19 protein-coding genes and 1 pseudogene are annotated in these 24,640 nt (G+C 51.7%); 11 read left to right on the forward strand and 9 right to left on the reverse strand.

Annotated features, from left to right (window positions below; all coding sequences use genetic code 11):
• Window positions 1–96 precede the first annotated feature (96 nt).
• From H8K47_RS12030 to H8K47_RS12040, 3 genes are all read right to left on the reverse strand, one after another.
• Window positions 97–555 carry a RidA family protein gene (locus H8K47_RS12030; protein WP_186881658.1) on the reverse strand — a complete coding sequence of 153 codons (459 nt, stop codon included), beginning with the start codon at window positions 553–555 and terminating at the stop codon, window positions 97–99.
• A gap of 254 nt (window positions 556–809) precedes the next feature.
• Entirely contained in the window at window positions 810–1,403 is a 594-nt protein-coding gene (locus H8K47_RS12035; RefSeq protein ID WP_186881659.1) for a LysE family translocator, read from the reverse strand.
• Entirely contained in the window at window positions 1,394–1,726 is a 333-nt protein-coding gene (locus H8K47_RS12040) for a DUF2917 domain-containing protein (protein WP_186881660.1), read from the reverse strand. Before H8K47_RS12040 ends, H8K47_RS12035 begins: the two co-directional genes overlap by 10 nt.
• Before the next feature lie 170 nt (window positions 1,727–1,896).
• Between H8K47_RS12040 and H8K47_RS12045 the strand changes: the two genes are divergently transcribed.
• The gene (locus H8K47_RS12045) at window positions 1,897–3,318 is read left to right on the forward strand and encodes an aminotransferase-like domain-containing protein (protein WP_186881661.1); all 1,422 of its coding nucleotides are present in this window, start codon (window positions 1,897–1,899) and stop codon (window positions 3,316–3,318) included.
• Between the two features lie 442 nt (window positions 3,319–3,760).
• Entirely contained in the window at window positions 3,761–5,134 is a 1,374-nt protein-coding gene (gene cysS, locus H8K47_RS12050; protein ID WP_186881662.1) for a cysteine--tRNA ligase, read from the forward strand.
• An 83-nt stretch (window positions 5,135–5,217) separates the two neighbouring features.
• On the opposite strand, the gene H8K47_RS12055 is transcribed toward cysS, so the two are convergent.
• Window positions 5,218–7,413, reverse strand: coding sequence for a TonB-dependent receptor plug domain-containing protein (locus H8K47_RS12055; protein ID WP_186881663.1), 2,196 nt, complete (start codon window positions 7,411–7,413; stop codon window positions 5,218–5,220).
• 920 nt (window positions 7,414–8,333) lie between these two features.
• On the opposite strand from H8K47_RS12055, the gene H8K47_RS12060 reads away from it, so the two are divergent.
• Window positions 8,334–9,374, forward strand: a complete 1,041-nt coding sequence (locus H8K47_RS12060) for an asparaginase (RefSeq protein WP_230410201.1) — start codon at window positions 8,334–8,336, stop codon at window positions 9,372–9,374.
• 261 nt (window positions 9,375–9,635) lie between these two features.
• Here H8K47_RS12060 and H8K47_RS18730 read toward each other — a convergent pair.
• Window positions 9,636–9,766 (reverse strand): annotated as a pseudogene (locus tag H8K47_RS18730) (IS5/IS1182 family transposase); the annotation flags it as partial.
• A gap of 161 nt (window positions 9,767–9,927) precedes the next feature.
• Between H8K47_RS18730 and htpG the strand changes: the two are divergent.
• Both htpG and H8K47_RS12075 read left to right on the forward strand, forming a co-directional pair.
• Complete coding sequence (htpG, locus tag H8K47_RS12070; RefSeq protein ID WP_186881666.1) at window positions 9,928–11,835, forward strand: molecular chaperone HtpG; 1,908 nt, start codon at window positions 9,928–9,930, stop codon at window positions 11,833–11,835.
• A 293-nt stretch (window positions 11,836–12,128) separates the two neighbouring features.
• Window positions 12,129–12,659 carry a putative metalloprotease CJM1_0395 family protein gene (locus H8K47_RS12075; RefSeq protein WP_230405204.1) on the forward strand — a complete coding sequence of 177 codons (531 nt, stop codon included), beginning with the start codon at window positions 12,129–12,131 and terminating at the stop codon, window positions 12,657–12,659.
• A 41-nt stretch (window positions 12,660–12,700) separates the two neighbouring features.
• Here the strand turns inward: H8K47_RS12075 and H8K47_RS12080 are convergent, their stop codons facing one another.
• The 3 genes from H8K47_RS12080 to H8K47_RS12090 form a co-directional block, all read right to left on the reverse strand.
• The gene (locus H8K47_RS12080) at window positions 12,701–13,102 is read right to left on the reverse strand and encodes a hypothetical protein (RefSeq protein WP_186881668.1); all 402 of its coding nucleotides are present in this window, start codon (window positions 13,100–13,102) and stop codon (window positions 12,701–12,703) included.
• 207 nt (window positions 13,103–13,309) lie between these two features.
• The gene (locus H8K47_RS12085) at window positions 13,310–13,825 is read right to left on the reverse strand and encodes a DUF3016 domain-containing protein (protein ID WP_186881669.1); all 516 of its coding nucleotides are present in this window, start codon (window positions 13,823–13,825) and stop codon (window positions 13,310–13,312) included.
• Window positions 13,826–14,024: 199 nt separating this feature from the next.
• Window positions 14,025–14,483, reverse strand: a complete 459-nt coding sequence (locus tag H8K47_RS12090; RefSeq protein ID WP_186881763.1) for an outer membrane lipoprotein — start codon at window positions 14,481–14,483, stop codon at window positions 14,025–14,027.
• Between the two features lie 325 nt (window positions 14,484–14,808).
• Here H8K47_RS12090 and H8K47_RS12095 point away from each other — a divergent pair, with 325 nt between their 5' ends.
• The 4 genes from H8K47_RS12095 (at window position 14,809) to H8K47_RS12110 (ending at window position 20,857) form a co-directional block, all read left to right on the forward strand.
• Complete coding sequence (locus tag H8K47_RS12095) at window positions 14,809–15,318, forward strand: DNA-deoxyinosine glycosylase (protein ID WP_186881670.1); 510 nt, start codon at window positions 14,809–14,811, stop codon at window positions 15,316–15,318.
• Between the two features lie 196 nt (window positions 15,319–15,514).
• Complete coding sequence (locus H8K47_RS12100; protein ID WP_186881671.1) at window positions 15,515–16,330, forward strand: spermine/spermidine synthase domain-containing protein; 816 nt, start codon at window positions 15,515–15,517, stop codon at window positions 16,328–16,330.
• A gap of 30 nt (window positions 16,331–16,360) precedes the next feature.
• Window positions 16,361–18,142, forward strand: a complete 1,782-nt coding sequence (gene tfpB / locus H8K47_RS12105) for a type IV pilus assembly ATPase TfpB (protein ID WP_186881672.1) — start codon at window positions 16,361–16,363, stop codon at window positions 18,140–18,142.
• Between the two features lie 24 nt (window positions 18,143–18,166).
• Window positions 18,167–20,857 (forward strand): CHASE domain-containing protein, encoded by a 2,691-nt coding sequence (locus H8K47_RS12110; RefSeq protein ID WP_186881673.1) that lies wholly within the window; start codon window positions 18,167–18,169, stop codon window positions 20,855–20,857.
• Window positions 20,858–20,882: 25 nt separating this feature from the next.
• Here H8K47_RS12110 and H8K47_RS12115 read toward each other — a convergent pair whose 3' ends face one another.
• Entirely contained in the window at window positions 20,883–21,776 is an 894-nt protein-coding gene (locus H8K47_RS12115) for an NAD-dependent epimerase/dehydratase family protein (RefSeq protein ID WP_186881674.1), read from the reverse strand.
• A gap of 12 nt (window positions 21,777–21,788) precedes the next feature.
• Between H8K47_RS12115 and H8K47_RS12120 the strand changes: the two genes are divergently transcribed.
• Together H8K47_RS12120 and H8K47_RS12125 are read left to right on the forward strand one after the other, a co-directional pair.
• Window positions 21,789–22,814, forward strand: a complete 1,026-nt coding sequence (locus H8K47_RS12120) for a CDP-6-deoxy-delta-3,4-glucoseen reductase (RefSeq protein WP_186881675.1) — start codon at window positions 21,789–21,791, stop codon at window positions 22,812–22,814.
• Between the two features lie 291 nt (window positions 22,815–23,105).
• A complete protein-coding gene (locus H8K47_RS12125; RefSeq protein WP_186881676.1) occupies window positions 23,106–24,305 on the forward strand; it encodes an acetylornithine transaminase in 1,200 nt (399 codons plus the stop codon).
• The last annotated feature ends 335 nt before the right edge of the window (window positions 24,306–24,640 follow it).

The following is a 24,640-nucleotide window of genomic DNA, read 5'->3' on the forward strand; positions in this document are numbered from 1 at the left end:
AAGTCATGCCATGTCGGCAATTTTGTTGTCGTTAAATGTAAGTAAAGCAAATTCCAGTATGTCAGCGCGACCCGGAGTCACGCCAACGGACAGGGATTAAGCGAGCTCGGCGATCAGCTCAATTTCTACGCAAGCCCCCATAGGAATCTGTGCCACGCCGAAAGCCGAACGTGCATGTTTGCCAGCATCACCAAATACTTCTACCATCAACTCCGATGCGCCATTGGTGACCAAATGCTGCTCCGTGTAATCAGGGGTTGAATTGACCAGACTCATCAGTTTTACAATACGCTTGACACGAGTCAAATCACCACCGCAAGCAGCCTGCAAAGTCGCGATCAGATCGACGGCAACTGCACGTGCCGCCAGCTTGCCCTCTTCGGTCGTAATATTCTTACCTAACTGCCCTATCCAGACCTTGCCATCCTGCTTGGCAATATGACCCGAAATAAATACGGTATTGCCAGTCTGGGCATACATCACATACGCAGCAGCAGGTGTGGCGACTGCAGGCAATTCTATGTTCAGTGCTTTCAGTTTTTCGTAAACAGACATAATTAATCCAGAGTAAAGGACGCCGGGGAAAAGGCGACGAGGTTGGCGGCAGTGGTTGCAGATGAACCTGCCTTCGAATAACGTTCTATTGTAAGCCTGCCTCAGAGTGATTCATACCCCCAAAATCGAGTGGTCTTATTGATTTAATTCGGCATAGTCTACCATTATGCGGTTTGCACCGATGAATCTTCGTTTTTCAAAGAACGCTATATCGTCTGAATTTTCAGCATACGTGCAAACGCAAAATATTGCATTTACATCAACATCCATAATGCGGTACATGCCAGCGCGGCGCCCATGCTCCGATTGAAATAACGCAAGCGCTGACCGACCAGTAGCCAAGCTCGTAACTGCTGCCCCATCCAGGCCCAGGTCAGCAAACTTAAGGCACTGGGAATCGCGAAGCCGACACTCATCCAGGCCATACGGTTCAGAAAATCACCTTGTCCAATCGCATAGGTGGAGGTTGCAGCAACCAGCATCATCCAGGCTTTTGGATTGACTACTTGAAACAATGCCGCTTGCGGCAAGGTCAAGGCCTGCATGCCGCGGTTGTCGGCCAGACTGGTAGAAAAACACAGTTTCCACGCCAGATACAATAAGTAGGCGTTACCCAAAATCTTCATCATCAGGATTAACACCGGATACTGTTGCAATACCAGTGTGCTACTGCTGCCAATTACCCACATCATCACGACGAAACCCAGTGGCACGCCTGCCACCTGCGGCAAGGCGGCGCGCAAGCCATGATTCACACCGGTAGTGGCAGCAATCGCTACATTCGGGCCAGGTGTAAATGAGCCTATCCAGGCAAATGCAGAGAACGCAAAAAATTCAGTCAGCGGCATGCCAGTTCACCTGCCTTCGCTACGCCTGGCTGATTGTTCATGGATGCGGACGGCATCTCTGCGGAATTGATTTGCACGGACTGCAGATGGAGTGTCGATGACGTACCCCAGCTTTCGACAACCACCTTCTGTGCTGGTGGTAAATGCAACTGCATACCAGGTGACAACCAATAATCAAAGCTGTCATTACTCACGGTCAGCCACACCAGACCTGCATGCACGCTAAGCAATTGCACGTGATCAGCAGTCCAGGACAGAATCTGTCCTTCCTTTAGCTGTAGCTGATGTTGCTGTGCCTGATGTTGCTGTGCCTGATTTTGCATCCTATTCTCCTTTGTTGGCTCCCTGCATCAACAGGGATAAAGACCCGTCGTCAGATCATGTGTTTGTGCTATCCTAAACGGAATAACCGATACAGTACCAGTACACTAAAAACGATAATTCACACACTGTACTGGACACTTTCCCATGACAGCGGCCGGAGACACGCCCTATGCAAACCCCACATTTTTTTATTTCCCGTGATTCAGGTGGTTCACTGGTAGAACAGATATTTCATGCAGTTGCCAATCGTATCGACGATAAGTTGTTGCGAACCGGCGCACGCATGCCATCAATACGTCAGTTTGCAGATGAGCAAGGCGTGTCGCGCTTTACCGTGGTGGAAGCCTATGACCGTCTGGTTGCCAAGGGCTATCTAGAATCGCGGCGTGGGGCTGGATTCTATGTACGTGAGCGCGCATCGATGACGATGAACACGCCAGTCATGCCGCCCCTGCCGGATAGCGCGCAACAGCTGGATGTGGTCTGGCTGGTCAGGAATATGTTTCGCCAATTACCCCCTCAGAAAATGCCCGGGTCCGGCGTCCTGCCACATGACTGGCTGGATGGAGAACTGGTCGCGAATGGCTTGCGCGCCATCAGTCGTCTGAACCAGAATCTGCTGCTGCACTACGGTACCCAGCAAGGCTTCCTGCCTTTGCGCCAGCAACTGCAACTGAAGCTGGCGGAACAGGAAATAGCCGCAGCACCGGAGCAAATCGTGATGACGACAGGTGTGACACAGGCGCTGGATTTGGTGGCGCGTGAATTTACCAAACCTGGCGATACGATTTTTGTTGATGATCCGGCCTGGTTCCTGATGTTCGGCTCCTTCGCGATTTTGGGTACCAAAGTCATCGGCATACCACGCTTACACGATGGCCCGGACGTAGTCAAACTGGCTGAACTGGCTGCCATTCACAAGCCTAAGCTGTACATCATCAATTCAGTGATGCATAACCCGACTTCGACTTCGCTGTCAGCTGCGAAGGCATTTCAGGTACTCAAAACCGCTGAACTGCATGACTTTATGATTGTGGAAGATGATATTTATTGCGATATGCATCCGGGCAGCGCAGTACAGTCGGCGACCCGGATCGCAGCACTCGATCAGCTTAACCGTGTGATTTACCTGGGCGGATTTTCTAAAACGCTGGCAGCCAATCTGCGGGTCGGCTTTATTGCCACCTCTCCGGAACTCGCGATACGGCTGTCGGATCGCAAAATGCTATCCACCCTGACCACCACAGAAATCGGTGAGCGGGTCGTGTATAAAATTTTATCGGAAGGTCATTACCGTAAGCATGTAGACCGCATTCGCGTCAAACTCGACGGCGTGCGCGACCAGATCACTAAACGCCTGGAAAATCTGGGTATGAAGGTCGAGCACCGCACCCCGGCGGGAATGTTTTTATGGACTGATACCGGGCTCGATACGAACAAGCTGACAGAAAAAGCCCTGGAGCAAGGCTATCTGCTGGCTCCAGGCAGCCTGTTTTCACCGCAGCAGCTACCTTCCACCCGCATGCGTATCAACATCGCTGCCATGTCCGATCCTGGGGTCTGGGATTTTCTGCAAAAAGCCATGAAGTGAAGCCCTGACCGGTTAAGGTCAGAGGGGTAACACATGCCGGTATCTACAGCCCGGGAACAGCAGAAATCCGGATATCTATGCTACATTCTGTCAGAATCCCTGCTTATTTGTGCCCAGCTTGACGTAAAATAGCGGCTTCTCTGCGCTAACCGATCTGGTGTACCCCGGCTAACCCGAACATTACCAGATGCAGATAGCGCAGTCCAAAACGACATCACTTAACCATGACACGTGCATCCAGACTTGCTATCGCTTTCGCTACCGGCCCACGGCCAGGTCAGCGCACAGCCTTAGTCTGTGGCTGCTATTGCACGCATTGTTGCGCTGGTTATTGTACTTGTTGTCGCGCTTGCTGCTTCTGATTCCTGCCAGTCTGGTGATGCCAGCACTGCGCCAGCCAACTGGCTAACAACCATTTTTCTCAATATTTTTCTAAATTACGATGGACATTCAGCTCTACGACAATTGGGAACGCCGCCTGCGTCCTTTTACTCCGCTGCGCAATGACTGGGTAGGTCTGTACTGCTGCGGCCCGACCGTGTACGACTATGCGCATATCGGTAATTTGCGCACCTATCTGTTCGAAGACATCCTGCGCCGTACACTGGAATGGAATGGGCACACGGTACGCCATGTCATCAACATCACCGATGTGGGTCATCTGGTTTCAGATGGTGATGACGGCGAAGATAAGATGGAAAAAGGCAGCCGCAAAGCCGGTGAGTCTGCGTGGCAAATCGCTGACCGCTTTACTGCAGCATTCAAAAACGATCTGCAAAGTCTGAATATTCTGGAACCTGCGATCTGGTGCAAAGCGACCGATCATATTGCTGAGCAAATCGATTTTATCTCCTGCATAGAAAAAAACGGTTACACCTATCGCACCAGCGATGGCATTTATTTTGATACCAGCAAACAGGATGATTACGGCTATCTGGCCCGTATCAAACGCGATGCCATCAAGGCTGGCAGCCGGGTTGAACTGGGAGAAAAACGGAATGCCACGGATTTCGCCTTGTGGAAATTCAGCCCAGACAACGAGCAACGTCAAATGGAATGGGATAGCCCCTGGGGGCGCGGTTTCCCGGGCTGGCATATCGAATGCTCGGCAATGTCCGCCAAGTATCTGACGCCTTGGTTTGATATCCATTGCGGTGGCGAGGATCATATCTCCATCCATCACAGCAACGAGATCGCACAAAATCAGGCCTGCCACGGCACGCGCCTGGCGAACTTCTGGATGCACGGCTATTTCCTGCAAATCGATTCCGGCAAGATGTCGAAATCCAGTGGCGACTTCCTGCGTCTGCAAACCCTGCTCGACCAACATATTGATCCGCTAGCCTATCGCTATCTGTGCCTGACTGCGCATTACCGCAGCCAGATGCAATTCAGCTTTGAAGCGCTGCAGTCTGCGCAAACGGCGTTGCAACGCCTGCGTGAGACTTATCACGCCTGGCCAGCCGGTGGCAGTGTTTCCAGCGCCTACCAGGAAAAATTCACCGCCTTTGTGAATGAGGATCTGAATGTGCCACGCGCACTTGCACTGGTGTGGGAAATGTTGAAATCCGAGCTCAGCGACGCCGATAAAAAAGCGACCATCACTGAGTTTGACCGTATCTTTGGCTTGGGTCTGGCCAGCTGGGTACCACAGGCATTGGAAGTACCGGCTGAAGTACAGACGCTGGCAGAGCAACGCCAGGCAGCCCGTGCTGCAAAAAACTGGGCAGAAGCAGACCGCTTACGCGCAGAATTGCATGCACTCGGTTTTGAAGTAGAAGACAAGGCTGGCAGCATGCAGATCAAGCGTCTGTAATTCAAGCCCTGGCAAAGAAAAAGCTGATCCCGCAAACGGATCAGCTTTTTTTATATCCCGGTATCTGCACCCACAAGCAGGGACTACAAACGTTTTTCCAGCACCAGCCGGATCGCCGTCGATCTTGGCGTCTCTATACTCCGCAGCATATTGCCCTGATAGGTGTAGCCCTCTGCTGTTACGAGTGGCTGATGCAACACATTCAGTAGCGAAAGACGTAACTGCAAGCCCTGCTCCCATTTCCACAAACTGTAAATATCCAAACTACGATTCACGCTGCTGTAACTGTTTAACCAGATTGCGGTACGCACATAGCCTCCGGTCTGTAAGTTCAGATTCATCCCCAGCGTGTGATTGGCGTTGCGCTGATAATCCAGGCTCAGATTGCCTGTTACCGGCACCTGTGCTACCAGGCGGTTATCCGGGCCCGGCACACTGTCCACTCTCGACCAGTTACGCGCCAAATTGAAGCGTATGTCGACCGCCGGTGCCTGAGGCCACCACCATTTCAATGGAAAACGCGCATCCATTTCTACGCCAGCGATCAATGCGCGGCCCTGATTGTCCGGCCAGCTCACCCACTCGCCACCCTGCCGGAATAACTGAAAGGTGGTGATATTGTCGACCCGCTTCCAATACGTGCTCAGGCTCACGACGCTGTCTTTGCTCAGGTAATGTTCGTAAGCCAGATCGATGCCCCAGGCCAGCTCAGGCAGTAAATGAGGATTCCCCTGAAAATCAGCGTTGGTCGGGCTGTTGGCATTATTGACGGTGTAACGCCGTGGCACCAGATTACGCGTGAGTGGCGCTTTATAAGTACGAGATACCGCCAGCCTGAGCTGATCCTTGTCACTGCCGGGAAGTTTCCATAGCCATTGCGTCACCGGGCTGAATACACTGGAACGGGTGTCAACCGGTAGCATTGTTAATCCGCGTATGGCAGTGTTCAGGCCCTCCCAACGCAAGCCCAGATAAGCCTGCAGCGCAGGTGATATCTCCCACTCATCCTGAGCATACACAGCCAGCCTGCGTACATCGGCATGGTATTCTTCGTTTAGCCGGCTCAGTTCTGTCGAACCTGCTGCATGATCAAGCTGTAGGCGTTGCTCGCTGCGGCGTACCAGCCCCCCATCCCAACCCAGTGCGAAACTATGCTGATCATTCAACTTCATCAGCAATTTTCCACTGGCGCTCAGATTCTGATCGACCGCATAAGACACGACATTGCGCACGAATGGTGAGGTAGCGGCGGGTCGGAAATACCCATCAAAAAAATAATCAGAATCGCGCCTTAGGTAAAATCCACTGACTTTGCTGTCGAGCTTGATCTCAGGTGAAAAACGATGGCTCCAGCTCAGGTCGCTGCGCAGATGTCGGGTGTTGGCATCGGAGCGGTAATCATTATCGGGATAATCCGAAGCTTGTCCCAGCTCAGTCTGTTCATGGTTATTGCCGCGCATGCTGTTCTGGCTGTATTCCAGTAAATTCTGCCAGACCAGCTGATCACCATTGTCCAGCTTCCAGCTCAGGCGCGGTGCCATGCTGAATTTATCAGTTTGAAACCGGATGTCTTCATGAAACCGGCGCAAACCTGTGAGCGTATCCTGCGTATCACGCGCCGTCTCGGTCGTCACAGGCTGGCTACCGCTGCGGTTTTGTGTCAATGCAGTATTCAGCGACCAGCTCAGTTTTCCATTCTGATCTGCCAATTCCAGGCTCAGCGCCGGACTCAGACCCGCCTCACCATGCTGGACGCTGAATTTAAGCTGGGTAGTATTCCGTTCCACGTTTTTGCGCAAGATGATATTGATGCTGCCAGCAATCGCCTGCGCACTGAATTCTGCTGTTGTACTGCGAAAGATTTCCACCCGCTCAATCAACTCCGGTGACAAGCTATCGATAGAAAACCCAGGTGGCACCGGCTCTCCATTGATCATGATCTGGGTATAACCGGAACCCAGTCCGCGCATACGAATTTCAGTGCCAACCACAGAAATGCCGGGTTGCCGTTTTAAGGCTTCGGCCAGGCCCTGTTCACCAAACTGCAATAACTCACTACGCGCGATCACGATTTTGCTGGCACTATCCTGACGGCGCTGACTCTGGGTATCGGGCGCAGTGATTTCTACATTCTGAATTTTTTGTTTATCGTCGGCGCCATCCTGCGCCAGCACGTTAGAGCTGACGGCACTGCTGATACCCAGCGCACACGAGACAACCCGAATTAAACCGACGCCAGCAGCAGGCGCGGATTTGTTGAAACAAAACTTAGTCGGCATAAGTAAGTCAATAAAACAAGCATTTATAAAAAGACACATTATGCTCACTTGCGGCGCCTGATGGATAAAAATGTGATGAATGCGGTGATTGGAGGGACGAGTCTCCGCTGTTTCAGAAACAGGCAAGCGCAACAACCGCGCTTTACGTACTGTGTTTTCATAGCCTGCTTTGGATAGCATTAAGTAGTATTGCTGCGCTCATGAAGGTCAGTGATAGCCTGCAGTCTGGTCAAATACAAAACCCTGAATTTGGAAACCTGCACTGGTTTACTGGCTGGTGGCTTAGATGTGTCGGCTATCTGGCGCTTACCTTCAGTCTGCATCTGCTGATCCTTCGCAGGCCCGGGATTTTTCAACACAGATTTGCGATTGCGCTAGGGCCTGTTAACATTGAGATTGGGAGATGCGTTCAAACCAAAACGTGGGCTGGCAAGGCGAGCGTCGCAGTCAGGGCAGTTTTGCGTAAGTCCTAATACAGTTAACATCTGCAACCAACGGTATTTTTCAGCCATCCGACATACCGTCGCCAATAAAGGCACATAAGGGCGCATAAAGGCGCATTTTTCCGGGACAGGCTAAATCGCCTTTTACGACAAGTGCGTGCCAAAACGTTGCAACATTCCGACACGTCGAACCTGCCAGTTCATTCAATGCAAGAGAAGCGGAAATTCCGAATGAAAATAATTTCTCAGTAAAAAGCAGATCTCGAAAACCTGATTTCCAGAGAACGATTCAAATCGTATACCTGACAATGCCCATCGCGATCCTGCCCGCTCATGGCTTTACATGAAAATTTTTTTTCGCGGACGCTAAGTAATATCCGCAGGCATTCAATTTAAAACGCCCCGATATACTGCGCTCTCCAAACAAAAAACCGGAGACTGAAGATGAGAAGTATTGCAGGATGGCCGCGACAATTCATGGCGGCGTTTTTTTGCGTATTGTTAAGCGGAGTCGCTCTGGCGCAAGGCAAACCGAATGTGGTGGTGCTGGCGACCGGCGGCACTATCGCAGGTGCCGGCGCGGATGTCACCAACAGCGCTACCTACCAGGCGGCCAAAGTGCCGGTCGATAAACTGATCGCCGGCATTCCGCAATTGACCGACATCGCCAATGTGCGCGGCGAACAGGTATTTCAAGTCGCCTCCGAAAGCCTGAAAAACGAGAACCTGCTTACGCTCGGACATCGCGTTTCCGATCTGCTCAAGCGCGACGACGTCGACGGCATCGTCATCACTCACGGCACCGACACCACCGAAGAAACCGCCTATTTTCTGAATCTGGTAATTCACAGCGACAAGCCGATTGTGGTGGTCGCCTCAATGCGCCCGGGTACTGCCATGTCTGCCGACGGCATGCTGAATCTTTACAATGCCGTCAGCGTTGCTGGCAATCGCGAGTCGCGCGGCCGCGGCGTGCTGGTGGTGATGAACGATGAAATCAACAGCGGACGCGATGTCGCCAAAACCATCAACATCCGCCCGGATGCATTCAAAAGCCCATGGGGCGATCTGGGCATGATCGTGGAAGGAAAAACTTACTGGTTCCGCCGCCTCGACAAACGCCACACAAGCACGTCTGAATTCGATATCGACAAAATCAAATCATTGCCGCTGGTGGAAATCGCCTACGCAAGCGGTAATGTGAGCGACACAGCCTACCGCGCGTTTGCTCAAGAAGGCGCGAAGGCCATCATCCATGCCGGTCCGGGCAACGGCTCCGTCAGCGGCAGTCTGGTGCCTGTGTTGCAGGAACTGCGCGCCAAGGGCATACAAATCATCCGTTCTTCGCACGTGAACGGCGGCGGCTTCGTGCTGCGCAATGCCGAACAACCTGACGACAAATACGACTGGGTCGTAGCGCACGATCTGAATCCGCAAAAGGCGCGCATTCTCGCTACCGTCGCTTTAAGCCTGACCAACGACAGCAAAGAACTACAACGCATTTTCATGCAGTACTGACAGAGCCTGGGGTTCTGTATAAGTGTGCGGCTCACCTTGGCGATGGGGTGAGCCGTTTTTATTCCGACTACGGAGACAGGACTTCGCAGCTAAGTTGCACTCAATTTTTCAACTTATCCCCATTGACAATCTTAGGGCCTGTAAACAATCAAGCGATCCAGACGTAAGTGCAGACGAGGTTAAGAAATGACAGGTAGTTACGACCCAGCTTTTCATAACGTGTTGCGATCCTTCGAAATTGCTTGATTCGGTTAAAAAACGTTCGACCACTGCATGAATCTTGCTCGTCAGTCCGCCACGCGAGCGTCCTATCGCTTGGGGACCTTCTTGTTTTGGGCTCCCGCCGCATGCTGATGCGCACGCACCGCCGTGCTGTCGATCATCAGCATTTCCAAAATCAGATAATAATTTTTTCCTTGAAATACGTTGTGCTGTCCCCAGATATCGAGAACGCTGTTTTGCAGATTATCTCCATCTTTGTCTGACAAAGCAGGCAAAAGCACGAAAAACCTCTATCTAACCCTGTCTTCCTAAGCTAAATTCCGAGGAAAAAATGTCAGAAAAACAAACCCTGGGCTTTCAGGCCGAAGTCAAACAGTTGCTGCAACTGATGATTCACTCCTTGTATTCCAACAAGGAAATCTTTTTGCGCGAATTAATTTCGAATGCGTCAGATGCATCCGACAAATTGCGCTTTGAAGCAATCAATAATGCTGCCCTGTACGAAAATGACAGTGAGCTGCAAATCCGGGTCAGCTTTGATAAAGCCGCACGTACCATTACGATTTCCGATAACGGTATCGGTATGACGAAAGAAGATGCGATTGCGCATCTGGGTACCATCGCCAAATCCGGTACCAAGGAATTCTTTGGCAAACTGTCTGGCGATCAACAAAAAGACGCGGCCATGATAGGTCAGTTCGGTGTTGGTTTTTACTCCGGCTTTATCGTCGCCGACCGCATCACGGTCGAATCGCGCCGTGCCGGTCAGCCAGCGGCTGAAGGCGTACGCTGGGAATCCGAAGGAAGCGGTGACTTCAGTGTAGAAACTATTGCAAAAGCCAATCGCGGTACCGACATCATCCTGCATCTGCGCGAAGGGGAAGATGACTTCCTGTCGACATGGAAGCTGAAATCAGTGATCCGCACCTATTCCGACCATATCTCGCTGCCGATCAAAATGCAGAAAGAAGAATGGGACGAAGAGAAGAAAGAAAACGTACTGAAGGATGAGCTGGAAACCGTCAATCAGGCCAGCGCGTTGTGGGCCCGCAGCAAATCGGAAGTGACCCAGGAACAGTACGACGAGTTCTACAAACATATTTCGCACGACTACAGCGCACCGCTGAGCCATACCCATAACCGGGTTGAAGGCCGTAGTGAATACACCCAGTTGCTGTATATTCCGGCACGTGCACCGTTTGATCTGTGGGACAGAAATAAACGTGGCGGTATCAAGCTGTATGTGAAACGCGTATTCATCATGGACGATGCAGAACAATTGATGCCAGTCTACCTGCGCTTCGTCAAAGGCGTCATTGATTCGAACGATCTGCCGCTGAATGTATCACGTGAAATCCTGCAAGAAAGCCGCGATATCAAAGCCATTCGTGAAGGCTCGACCAAGCGCGTACTCGGCATGCTGGAAGATCTGGCTAATGCCGAAGGTGAAGAAGCAGCAGCCAAGCATGAAAAATATGCGACCTTCTGGAAAGAATTCGGTCAGGTGCTGAAAGAAGGCATAGGTGAAGACCATGCCAATAAAGACCGCATCGCTAAGTTGCTGCGCTTTGCCTCCACCCACAATGACAGCGATGCGCAAAACGTGTCACTGGCCGACTACCTGGCACGTGCCAAAGAAGGTCAGGACAAGATTTACTATGTGACCGCCGACAGCTATGCCACCGCGAAAAACAGTCCGCACCTGGAAATTTTCCGTAAAAAAGGGGTGGAAGTCTTGTTGCTGACTGACCGCGTCGATGAATGGATGCTGTCCTTCCTGTCTGAATTCGAAGGCAAGGAACTGGCTTCCGTCGCTAAAGGTGGCCTGGATCTGGGTAAACTGGAAGACGAAGCCGAGAAAAAACAGCATGAAGAGACCGAGACGCAGTTCAAAGAGCTGGTCGAGAAAATGAAAGCTGCACTGGCCGATAAAGCCAAAGACGTGCGTGTGACTTTCCGTCTGACCGACTCCCCAGCCTGCCTGGTCGCGGATGAGCACGACTTGTCAGGCAATCTGGCCCGTATGCTGAAAGCCGCTGGCCAGGCTGCGCCGGAATCCAAACCTATTTTGGAAATCAACCCTGACCATCCGCTGGTACAGAAGCTGAAATACGAAGAAGCGAAATTCGCTGACTGGTCACACATCCTGTTCGACCAGGCTTTGCTGGCTGAAGGTGGCAACCTAAGCGACCCTAGCGGCTTTGTGAAACGCCTCAATGAAATGCTGTTAAATGCATAAAGCAAGCGAGTGAAGCGCGATAACGCTTCACTCACGCGCTCAGGCCCGTCCCATCAGGACGGGCTTTTTTATTTTTACAGCGACACGTGAACAAAGAATGCATAACCGCTAGCTGCGCCGCTCTTTCAATCGCAGTACCGGCAACTCGCTAGCCCCACCATCCTTGCACGTGACCACTTGCACCACTATGATGAAAGCAGCCTTCAATCAATCGACTAACTGTCATGCTTTTGCTTCAGCCAACGACTACCGCTTATGATGATCGCAGACTCACAGCGCCAGCAACTGTCAGCTTGTCTGTAAGCGAGGCAAAGTCAGCCGATTCTCCAGCATCGCAAACAAACAAAACCAGCGATAGCAAGAATCAGCCAGCAAAATCCTCAACAGCTAGCAGTCAGCTTGCACTCAGTGAGGAAGCGAAAGCCTTAATCAACCAGCTCAAGGCAACGAATAGCGAAGTCAGAGCACATGAATTTGCTCATCTGGCTGCCAGCGGCGGTCTGGCGACGGGTGGCCCCAGCTTTGTGTATCAAAAAGGTCCGGACGGACAGCGCTACGCAGTTGGCGGCGAGGTGAATATTGATACGTCTGCGGGATCAACGCCTCAGGAAACCATACAACGCGCCAGAACCATACAGGCAGCGGCATTAGCGCCGGCCGAGCCCTCAGGGCAGGATTTTGCAGTGGCGGCTAAAGCACGCAATATGGAGCAACAGGCAATGGCAGCACTACAGTTACAACGTTCAGCGGAGATGCAAGAGGCTTACAAGACTCAGGCGCAATCCGGTGTGCAGGTGAAGAACGGCGTTGATATTCAGGTTTAATTCAGGTTCAATGTCTGCATCTGCACCCGCTCAGGCTGGGTTCACCAGCTTAAATCGCTGGCGACATCCTTCCAATGCAACTCCCGGATCAGCTCAGTCAGATCAAAACCATGCAGAATAGGATTCTGTTGCTGAAACCAGACCAGCGTTGCTGCAGACATCAGGCAATCCGGATGATGTACCGGTTCAGCAAAACGCAAATTGACGGCACAGGCGTACTCAGGCAATGCAGGATAATGCGCATTGTCGTTCATTGAGCTGAACAGCAAATAGGGTTTGCCTTGCCAGGCGCGCTGACGGATATCCTGAACAAAATCAGCCACAATATCCTGATTGATTTTCGGATCTGCCACCCCCTCAATAAATCCGGAATAAATGTTTTTGACGTAAATATTATCGACACTCTGAAACTCTGTACCGCACCGAAACAAGATTGTTTTCATCACTGCACCAGGTAGCTTGACTAGAGATACAGGCATTATTGCCGCATTAACAGTTTTTGTAAAAAAAGACCTGAGCCCAGTTATGCGGGCATCAGGTCTTAATTATTTCAAATAAGAAACTATTTATCTGATTTTGGGGATAAACCCATGAAATCAGACCAAGTTTAGCTTTGTAGAGCAGTAATTCAGTGTACGAGCACCGCTTATTTATTTATTTGGAAAAATCTGTTCGCGCTGTTGTTTTTTAAACCAATCCGTGAGCATTTTTTCTTCATACTGCAAACTGGTATGACCTGATGGGATCATGCTGTTCATGAGGAAATTCATATCTTTAATATCCTCTTTCGCTTCGGCCAGCACTTTGCCACTGCTATCAGTCATCTTATAGTGCAGGCTCATACGTGGCCAATACAAGTCTTTCACAATACGGATATCGTTGACTCTTGCACCCTGTGGAGGGCGCACATCACCCGCAAGATCCAGATCTGTCACCGTCACATCCCATTGCACACCTTCTGGCAACTTTTTTGCCAAGTTCTGAAATACCGCGTCGAGTTCCTTGGTCACGCGTTGCTGGAAAGCCTCACGTGTTTCGCTGGTCGGGCGGATATCTGTGTACTTTTCAGGGTCTTGCCAGGTTACTTTGACCTCGCCAGCCTGCGTTAAGGAAGTAACTGAAACTAAAGCCGATGCGCATAAAAACGCAAATGTGTACTTTTTCATTTTTACTCTCCAAAAATAGCCTGCAATCTGCTTCCATAGCAGATCTGCAGCGCCACATTGACGCAATGATAACTTACCATCTATTGCGAGACTCAATACGCATGGCGCTTAAATTGGGCTAATGAGTGAAAAGCGAAAGACAGACACCCACTGTCTTTCGCAAGAACTTCGGTCAACACTCAGACGCGCAAAGCCGTGTTCAGTGGGTAACGCGGGTGGTACGGCCATTGGATAACAAACGCACGCGTTCACCGGCACGGAAGTATTCGTCAGCTTCCTGCACGATCGCTTTCATTTCACCATTGTCCAGACGTACTGTAATTTCCAAGCCACGCTTCTGGTTCATATTACCTTCGACTTTCTGGCCGATCAGCCCGCCAGCAATCGCACCCACGATACCTGCAGCAACGGCACCGTTACCGCCACCGATACTGGAACCGGCAGCAATACCGCCTAAAGCAGCACCAGCCGCTGTACCTACCCCACTCTGGCCTTTTTCTATGGTCACTTCACGCACAGACTCAACAACGCCCATGCGCACACTTTGCTCGTTCTGAGTCTGACCCGCACGGTAGACACTGCCGGAGTTAGATGGGCTCGCACAGGCGCTCAATAAAGCAACAGAGGTAATCACACTCAGGGCAACAAATTTTTTCATCATGCACTCCTTTTATCCGTTTCGTTCACATCACGTTGTTTACTCTGTTTAAACGTAAAGCATCGTGCTCACGTTGACAGCATAGTCGACGACCACAGCATACATCCAATGAATTCGCCATAGTCTTACATTTTCAGCCTTCGCGTACCACCGCGCTTTAGCCTGCATAACACCACGCATATGGCTGAACGCTTAGCCGTGCAAAGAGCATCCTTAGCGATCGCACCGGCTGCAGCACTGAATTACCTATAAAATACCCGAGGACAAGCTTGCTCCTTTCCCTTGCTCCCTACACTTGAACTTCCTCGCTATCGCATACACAGAAATGACTCCCACCCAAACCGAGCTGCAAGGTTTTCCACCTCTGATTGATGCACAAACGCATACTTTGATACTAGGCAGTTTCCCCGGTGTCGCGTCGCTGCAGACGGGGCAATATTACGCCCATCCACAAAACCAATTCTGGCGCTTGCTGTCTGCGATGCTAAATGCAGATCTGTACCTGTTGACCTACCAGGAAAAAACCGTCTCCTTGCTGAATCATGGCATAGGCTTGTGGGATATCTATGCATCCTGCTACCGCGAGGGCAGTCTTGACAGTGCAATTCGTCTGGGTCAATTCAACGATTTTTCTGCGTTGCGCCACAGCTTCCCTAAGTTGCAAAGAATAGGTTTTAACGGAAAAGTTGCAGCAAAGATTCAATCTCATTTCCAGCAACAAGGTTTTCAGACACTGATCCTGCCCTCATCCTCACCCGCCAACGCAAGCTGGAGTTTCGAAAAAAAATTATCGGTATGGCAGCAATTATTACGTTTTGATGCACAATTCTCCTGAATCACCGCCTGCTTCTGGCACAATGCATAACAAGAATTCCCTGCAACAACAGGACTGACACAAAATTGCCCTGGCAAGGCATAACAACGCGGACCGTAGCAATGCTACGACCAGGAGCTATAACGAAGCCAGAGAGATTTTGCATCTATCCTTGAGAAGATGCAGCGTGAACACAGGAACACGTTTTATTACTCATATGTTAATTAAAAGAAAATCAATCGAAGCGGAAGCGAATCTGCGCTCCGGCCCCAAAGCAGCGATAAAAAAAGCGCCCCGCAAACCCAGGTATGCACCAGTCACCTTATCGGAACTGGATGGCGTGCGCTTTCTGCACTTTGGTACAGAATGGGTGCAAGGTGCGATGCGCATACGTAAGCCAGATGCGATAGAGCTTGAATATGCGCAGCAAATGATGGCGTGGATGCTGTTCAACACTCAGCCGGTTCATGTGGTTCAGCTCGGGCTGGGTACCGGCGCACTGACGAAATTCTGTTATCGCCAGTTCCCTGAATTGCAGGTGACTGCCGTAGAACTCAATCCTGCTGTGATCAACATTTGTGAAAGCATGTTTAAGCTGCCAGCCAATGATGATCGCCTGCAAGTGCTGGAAATGGATGCGCTTGATTTTGTAAATGACAGCAACAATCATGCTTGCTTTGATGCCTTACAGGTCGATCTGTATGACGCCACAGCAAAGGGACCGGTTCTCGATACAGCGGAGTTTTATCAGGCTTGCGCCGCCTGCCTGAAAGACGACGGCATCCTGACGGTGAATTTATTTGGTGAGCACCCTAGTTATAAACGGAATTTAAAAGCGCTGCGTTTCGCCTTCGATTGCGTCATGTGCCTGCCTGAGGTACATGATGGGAACGTGGTCGCTATCGCATTTAAACAAAAGCCGGCGCTGGACTTCACAGCCCTGTATGAGCGTGCCAATGAGATCAAAACACAGACTAAGTTACCAGCAAAATCCTGGGTAAATGGTCTGAAAGCAGCGGCTGATCCCAGCTGAAACAGGCCAACCATTGATACGTAAACAGTCATGAAAACGAATCCGGAACGTCAGCTGAATTTGCAGCAGATTTTTACCTGGCTGATGGCAGATGGCCTGATACAGAAAGAAGATGCCAAGCAAAAATTCAATCAGGCGCAAGGCATACTAAAAAATGCGCCATCGGCCATGCATGCGTTGACCGCTGCTGCCCAATGCAAAATTATCTCTGCCAAAGAGCCCCATGCCTTGCTGACGCTGGACTGGTTAACGGAATGGACAGCCCGTAAAGTCCATCTGCCGTTTTACCGTATCGATCCACTAAAGATAGATTTCACGTCGGTCTCCGAAGTCATGTCAGCCACCTATGCGACACGTTTCAATATTTTGCCGGTAGAGTTATCAGGCAATACCGTGGTGGTTGCGACCACAGATCCTTACAATCGTGAATGGCAAGATGAAATCGCCAGGATTTCGCGTAAAGACATCCGTCTGGTGTTTGCCAATCCGCTTGATATTTCGCAATACATAGGCCAGTTTTTTTCACTTGCCAAGTCGATTAAAGACGCACGTAAATCGAATGGCAACGACCTGGGCTTACGTCAGAATCTGGAACAACTGGTCGAACTGGGTAAATCCAATAAGCAGGTGGATGCCAATGACCAGCACATCATTAATATCGTCGACTGGCTGTGGCAGTTTGCGTTTGATCAGCGCGCCTCAGATATTCATCTGGAACCTAAGCGCGAGTTAGCAGTCATCCGTTTTCGCATTGATGGCGTGCTGCATCAGGTGTATCAGGTACCGGCAACAGTCATGATCGCGATGATCGCACGTATCAAATTGCTGGGCCGCATCGATGTCATTGAAAAGCGCCGCCCACAGGATGGCCGCATCAAGACCCGTACCGCCGCAGGGCAGGAAGTCGAATTGCGTTTATCGACTTTACCTACCGTGTTCGGCGAAAAAATGGTGATGCGTATCTTTGATCCGGAAGTGGTGGTCAAAACCTTACCGGAGCTGGGCTTCCCGCCGGAAGATGCGAGACGCTGGGATCAACTGACGGCTAAACCGCACGGCATTATTTTGGTGACAGGACCGACCGGTTCAGGTAAAACCACCACCTTGTACACCACACTGAAAGCACTCGCGACGCCGGATGTCAATGTCTGTACCGTCGAAGACCCGATAGAAATGGTGGAAGGTAGCTTTAACCAGATGCAGGTACAGTCTGCGCTGGACCTCGATTTCTCAGATGGCATACGCGCACTGATGCGTCAGGACCCGGACATCATCATGGTCGGTGAGATCCGCGATCTGAAGACCGCTGAAATGGCGGTTCAGGCGGCGCTGACTGGTCATCTGGTCTTATCGACTCTGCATACCAATGATGCGCCTTCAGCCATTATGCGGCTACTGGAACTGGGTGTGCCTTATTACTTGCTGGAAGCCACCATCATAGGAATCCTGGCGCAACGCCTGGTGCGCACCCTGTGCGTACACTGCAAGGCGCCGGATGGCAGCATCACGGATCCAGTCTGGACTTCGCTGACCGAAGAATGGGCCTTACAAAAACCTGCCACCATTTATCGCCCGGTTGGCTGCCCGGAATGTCGTCAGACCGGTTATTTAGGACGTACTGGTTTATACGAACTATTGACAGTCACCTTGCCCTTCAGCAAACTGATCACTGAACATGCGGATATTCATGCCCTGCGTCAACAAAGCATACGGGACGGAATGAAGCCCTTACGCATAGCCGGAGCTGAAAAAATTATAGATGGACTTACAACTGCGGAGGAAGTCCTGAAAGTGACTTCATCACTCGTCTAACCGCTGCTGTCTGAACAGATTGCTATGCCCAAGTTATCGTCCCAGTCAATACTAGTGCCGCTCTTGCTGGCAACAGCAGTGTATCTGGCTGCTGGCAGACTGGGCATGTTACTGGCAATTCCACCCGGCTATTCAAGTGCGCTGTTTCCGGCCGCAGGCATCGCCTTTGGTCTGGTGCTGTCATTTGGCGAGCGCATGCTACCCGCTATTTTCGCCGGGCAAATCCTGTTTCATCTGTCTATGAGTCTGAGCCAAAGTGCAGGACTGAACATCGACACTATCTCGCTGGCACTGATACTGGCGGCAATCGCCGTGTTTCAGGCGGCTGCAGCGCAGCGCATGATACGGCATGCGCTCAAGGACAGACTCGTACTGGATAGTAACCGCGATATTTTTTATTTTTTCCTGTGTACCGTAGTGGTTTCGCTTGTCAGCAGTGCAATGGGTGTGACGGCACTGCGTCTGATGGGTCGCCTGAGTGGCGCGGAATCAGATAGCAGCTGGCTGGTCTGGTGGGTCGGTGATGTACTGGGTGTCATTACGACCACCCCGCTGGTATTGGTGTTATTTGCGCGCCCCGCTGACCTGTGGCGTTCGCGCCGCTTCAATGTACTGGTTCCGCTCAGTCTGTGCCTGCTGGTCGTGCTGGTTGCTTTTCTGTTCATCCGCGATCGCGAAACCCAAAAACAACAATTGGAATTCAGGCTGGAAGCCCAGCGTATGAGCCAGAATATACAAAACCGGCTTAACAGCAATGCGGATGTCATGGACAATATTGAGCGCTTATTTTCCAGCTCCAAACATGTGGAACGGGAGGAGTTTGCGACATTTGTACAACATGCACTCAGGGGAAATCCTGCGATCAGTTTGCTGACCTGGGTGCCACTGGTCAGGCATGCACAAAAATCAGCGTTCGAGCGTAGTGTTGAGCTCGAAGGCTATCCGGGATTCCGGCTCACTGAAAAAGATGAAAACGGACGTTACCAGCCAGCCAGGGACAGGGATGAGTATTTCCCCATGCGTTACCTGCAACCCTATAACAGCCCGCCAGACCTGGCAGGCTTTGATCTTGGGTCCGTGATCCGGCACCGCAACGCAATCGAAGACGCACGCGATACCAATCAAATTACCGCGACCGACCCCATGCTGGATGAACGTGGTCAGAAAGTGGTCATGTTATATGTGCCGATTTATCTGCGCGGTCACGCCATCTCTACCCCGGCAGAACGGCAGGAAGCCTTTGACGGCGTTGCAGCAGGCATGTTCAGGGTCGCAGACATGATCCAGGAAACCCTGAGCGCGCAGGAAAAAAACGATATGCTGATCAAGTTCTATGATCTGTCCTATCCCGTATCGAACGGTGTGTTTATCGACACCATAGAATGGTCCGATCCTGCTTTTCAGTTTCAATCCACGATCCATTTCGGTGGCAAACAATATGCCTTCCTGGTGCAGGCCTCGCCCCTGTACTGGAAGACCCACGTCTCCTGGGTAACCTGGAGTGCGATGGTGGGCGGCTTGCTGTTCACCGGTCTGTTCGGTGCTTATCTGCTGATGACCAGCGCTCATACCTATAACGTGGAAGCCTTGGTCAAACAAAGAACTGCAGAGTTACATGAGAGCGAAGAACGCCTGAGTTCCATACTCGATCACGCAGCAGAAGGCATACTGACTTGCAATACCTCAGGCCTGATACAGTCGGCCAATCCCTCTGCAGAAGCCTTATTTCATTTTCCACCCGGCAGTCTGAAAGGACGTCAGCTATTCAGCCTGTTTCCGGAAGAACGCGCACAAAAGACCTTGCATCAGCATATCGATGCGATCACCAATACCGACAGCACCTCAACCATGCCTAAAGCAAACCGGGTGGAAATCCGCGCCAGACAACGTTCTGGCGACGACATTCCGCTGGAGCTGGCGATGACACGGGTCAGTCTGGGGACTCAGACCCTGCTGGTCATCATCTTGCATGATCTGAGCGAAATCAAACGCGCAGATAAATTAAAAAGCGAGTTCGTATCGGCGGTATCCCATGAATTGCGTACCCCATTAACCTCAATACGTGGTGCTTTGGGCTTGCTCAAAGGCGGGGTGGCGCCCAACATTCCGGAACAGGCACAAAAGCTATTGGATATGGCCAATGACAATGCAGTCAGGCTGACCTCGCTGATTAACGATATTCTGGATTTCGAAAAACTGGAATATGGCGGCATGCAATTCCATGCAGAAGACCATATTGTTCAGCACCTGGTCAATCAGTCTATCGACGCCAATCTGGGCTATGCCGAGAATTTCCATGTGAACCTGGAGCTGGCACAGCAACAACTTCCCGATCTATGGGTGCACGTCGATGCCCAGCGCTTTGTTCAGGTATTGTCCAACTTGCTCTCAAACGCAATTAAATTTTCCGGACAAAGAGCCCGGGTTGACGTGCGGCTGTCGATGCGCGGTGAATGGGTGAAAGTAGAAGTACAGGACTACGGCATAGGCATTTCGGATGACTTCAAATCCAGTATTTTCCAGAAATTTACCCAGGCAGAAGCCAACTCCGCCCGCAAATATGCGGGTACCGGTCTGGGCCTGAGTCTGAGCAAAACCATGATAGAAAAAATGGGTGGAAAAATCGGCTTTAAGAGCGAAGAGGGCCATGGCTCTTTGTTTTACCTGTTATTGCCGCTGATACCACCGCCTGATCAGCGCAATCCAAAAATATGAATGCTACAGAACGAGTAAAGCAGCTTCATGCCAGCTCAGCCCGTGCCGCTGCCACACCGGCCTGCACATCGGGATAGCGCAGGCGCATCCCCAGTTCGCGCCGGATACGCAGATTCTTAAGTCGCCGCGATTCCGACATAAAACTCAGTTGCACCGGCGAGACCTGCTGCATCAGTTCAGCACGCGTCAATCGTGGTGCTCTTGGTAAGCTGAACTGATCAGCCACTAAATCAAAGTAGGCCGCCATTTTCAGATCGCTGTCATCCACCGCATGGTAGACACGGGAGGGTTTGGCACGGAACAATGCCAGGCGTATCAAACTGGCCAGATCATCCGCATGAATATGATTGGTGTACACATCTTCCGTCTCAGTCAGAGCTGGCGAGCCCTTGCGCAAACGTTCCAGCGGCAGCCGGTCTGCCGCATATATGCCAGGCACACGCAGAATGGAGAGCCGGGACTGTGAAGCACGCGCCCAATCCCTGAGCAGGTTTTCAGCCGCAACCCGGCGTATCGCACGCGCATTCTGCGGCGCCACCGGACGGCATTCATCAAACTCAGCGCCGCCACAATCACCATAGACGCCAGTGGTGCTGACATAAACAAGGCGGCACTTGTCAGGTAAAATGGCGGCCAGATTCTGGGTGCGGCTATCGATTTCGCCCTCTGCTTTGGGTGGCGCCAGGTGCACCAGCCACTGTGCCAGCCCTTTGAGACGGCGCAAACTGGCTGGCTGATCCAGATTACCAATCACAGGAATAGCACCGGCAGCACGCAATTCAGCTGCCCGCGCTGGCTGGCTGGTCAGGGCAAACACACAGAAACGTTCGCGCAGCAGCGGCAACAGCCGCATGCCGACATCGCCACACCCGATAATGAGCAAGCGTGGCTTGCCGATTTTTTTAAACTGTTTTTTCATGCACAGGATTGTATGACTTTTCAAGTAACCGTGACCCCGAGTGGTCGTCAATTTAGCTGCGAAGCAGATGAAACCGTACTCAATGCCGCACTGCGTGCTGGCCTCATTTTGCCTTATGGTTGTAAAAATGGTGCCTGTGGCTCCTGCAAAGGGAAGGTTAACAGCGGCAGCGTTGTTCATGGCAACCACCAGCAACGCGCGCTGCCTGATACCGAAGAAGCGGCTGGCATGGCGCTGTTCTGCTGCGCCAAACCGCAAAGCGATCTGACCATAGAAGCGCGTGAAATTGTGAGTGATGGCGACTATCCGGTCAAGAAACTGCCGACCCGCATCGCCCGTATGGAAAAACTGTCGCACGACGTGATGCTGGTGGCGCTGCAATTGCCTGCCAATGAAAAACTCAATTATCGCGCCGGTCAGTATATTGAATTCCTGCTGCGTGACGGCAAACGCCGCAGCTACAGTATGGCCAATGCGCCGCATGATGCAGAACAGATCACGCTGCATATCCGTCATATGCCCGGTGGCGTGTTCACCGACCAGGTATTCAGTACCATGAAAGAGCGCGACATCCTGCGCTTTGAAGGCCCGCAAGGCAGCTTCTTCCTGCGTGAAGACAGTGACAAACCGATTATTCTGCTGGCGTCCGGCACCGGTTTCGCGCCGATCAAAGCCCTGATGGAACAACTGATCCATACCGGTTCGACCCGCCCGGTCAGCCTGTACTGGGGCGGCCGCCGTCCGGCTGATCTGTACATGGATGCGCTGTGTCAGGAATGGGCTGCCAAGTTGCCGCATTTCCGCTACATCCCCGTCATCTCTGACGCGCAGGCAGAAGACAACTGGACCGGCCGCAGCGGCTTTGTACATCAGGCAGTGATCGCCGATGTGGCGGATATGTCGGGCTATCAGGTCTATGCCTGCGGTGCACCGGTGGTGGTGGAATCTGCGAAACGTGATTTCAGTGCGCAATGCCAGTTGCCCGCCGATGAGTTCTATGCCGACTCGTTTACCTCCGAAGCCGATCTGGCTGGCTGAGTGCAGGAAACAGGTAAGCAGAAAAAATTCTGAAACGGGTGGAAATTTATTTTGACGCAGTGCGCAAAAAGTCCTACTATCCGTTTTATGAAAATTTCTGCTGACATGTCCTCACCAAATATCGTGCGACGTCGCCGCTCGCTCTGCGAGCCTGGGCGGATGTGTTAGTGTACCTGCGCGTCAAATGAGCGTGCAGCACCCAACCAAAGCCACAGGCCGTCCCTGTGGCTTTTTGTTTTTCTGTTCATATTTAATTTTTTATCCACCCTTGCTTGATCACAGGAGTCCAGAATGGAATTCAGTCAGTACAACGTAAATTCTCTGATGTACATCACGCCGCGCCCGGAAATCGTTTTTACTGAAGGCAGCGGCATGTGGCTGACCGATCATACCGGCAAACGCTATCTGGACTATTTGCAAGGCTGGGCAGTGAACTGTCTGGGCCACAGCCCGGCGGTGATACATGAAGCCCTGGTCAGCCAGTCTAAAAAACTGCTGAATCCTTCACCCGCTTTCTACAATGCACCGATGGTGGAACTGGCGACCATGCTGACTCAGCAATCCTGCTTCGACCGCGTATTCTTCACCAACAGCGGTGCAGAAGCCAATGAAGGCGCAATCAAACTGGCGCGTAAATGGGGCCAGCTGAATAAAAACGGCGCGTTTGAAATCATCACCTTCGATCATGGCTTCCACGGCCGCACCCTGGCAACCATGTCAGCTTCCGGCAAACCGGGCTGGGATACGTTGTTCGCACCGCAAGTGTCTGGCTTCCCGAAAGCCGATCTGAATGACATCGCTTCAGTCGAAAAACTGATCAGCGATAAAACCGTGGCGGTCATGCTGGAACCAGTACAAGGCGAAGGCGGTGTGATACCGGCCAGCCGCGAATTCATGCAGCAACTGCGCGCCTTAACCCAGAAGCACGGCATCCTGCTGATCGTGGATGAAGTACAGACCGGCATGGGCCGCACCGGTGAATTGTTTGGCTATCAGTTGTCCGGTATCGAACCAGACATCATGACCCTGGCAAAAGGCATAGGCGGCGGCGTTCCACTCGGTGCACTGCTGTGCCGCGAAGCAGTCGCCTGCTTCGTGCCAGGCGATCAGGGCGGTACCTACAATGGCGCGCCACTGATGACAGCAGTTGGTATCGCCGTGCTCAAAGAATTGACCAAACCGGGCTTCCTGGATGAAGTCAAACAAAAAGCCGCTTACCTGAGCGCGGAACTGATCAAACTGTCGGAAGAATTTGGCCTGCAAGGCGAACGCGGTGAAGGCTTACTGCGCGCGCTGAAACTGGGCGACAACATCGGCGCAGAAATCGTGGAAAAAGCCCGCAATCTGGAACCGTTCGGCCTGCTGCTGAACTCCCCACGCCCTGACCTGCTGCGCTTCATGCCAGCCCTGAACGTGACCCGCGAAGAACTGGACCTGATGCTGAACAGCCTCAAAGGCATCCTGCGCGACATCAAAGGCGGATCACACTGATCGCCTCAACAATACCTCAGGCAGCGTCACCGTAACGACGCCTGCCCTGTGCACCCTACAAACTAGCCATGCACCCGCATGGCTAGTTTGCTTTTCTGACCTGTCGAACACCGCAACACCCTGCCCAATCACCCGTATCCATCGCCTGCATCAGGTTCACGACTATGCAAAGATCGTCATTTCCCATTTTCTGAGAACCAGACTTTCTTTAGGCAATTGCAAGATCACTATGGTGAATACCGCATTTAGGAAGTTTTTGGGTGTTTTTTGTGCTCTGGTTTCTGTTTGCGTAGCTTGATTGAAATTGGCGGCACCAAGGCGGTAACACGGTAAGG

This window comes from Cognatundibacterium rugosum, assembly GCF_014284365.1.
Classification (GTDB): domain Bacteria; phylum Pseudomonadota; class Gammaproteobacteria; order Burkholderiales; family Burkholderiaceae_D; genus Undibacterium; species Undibacterium rugosum.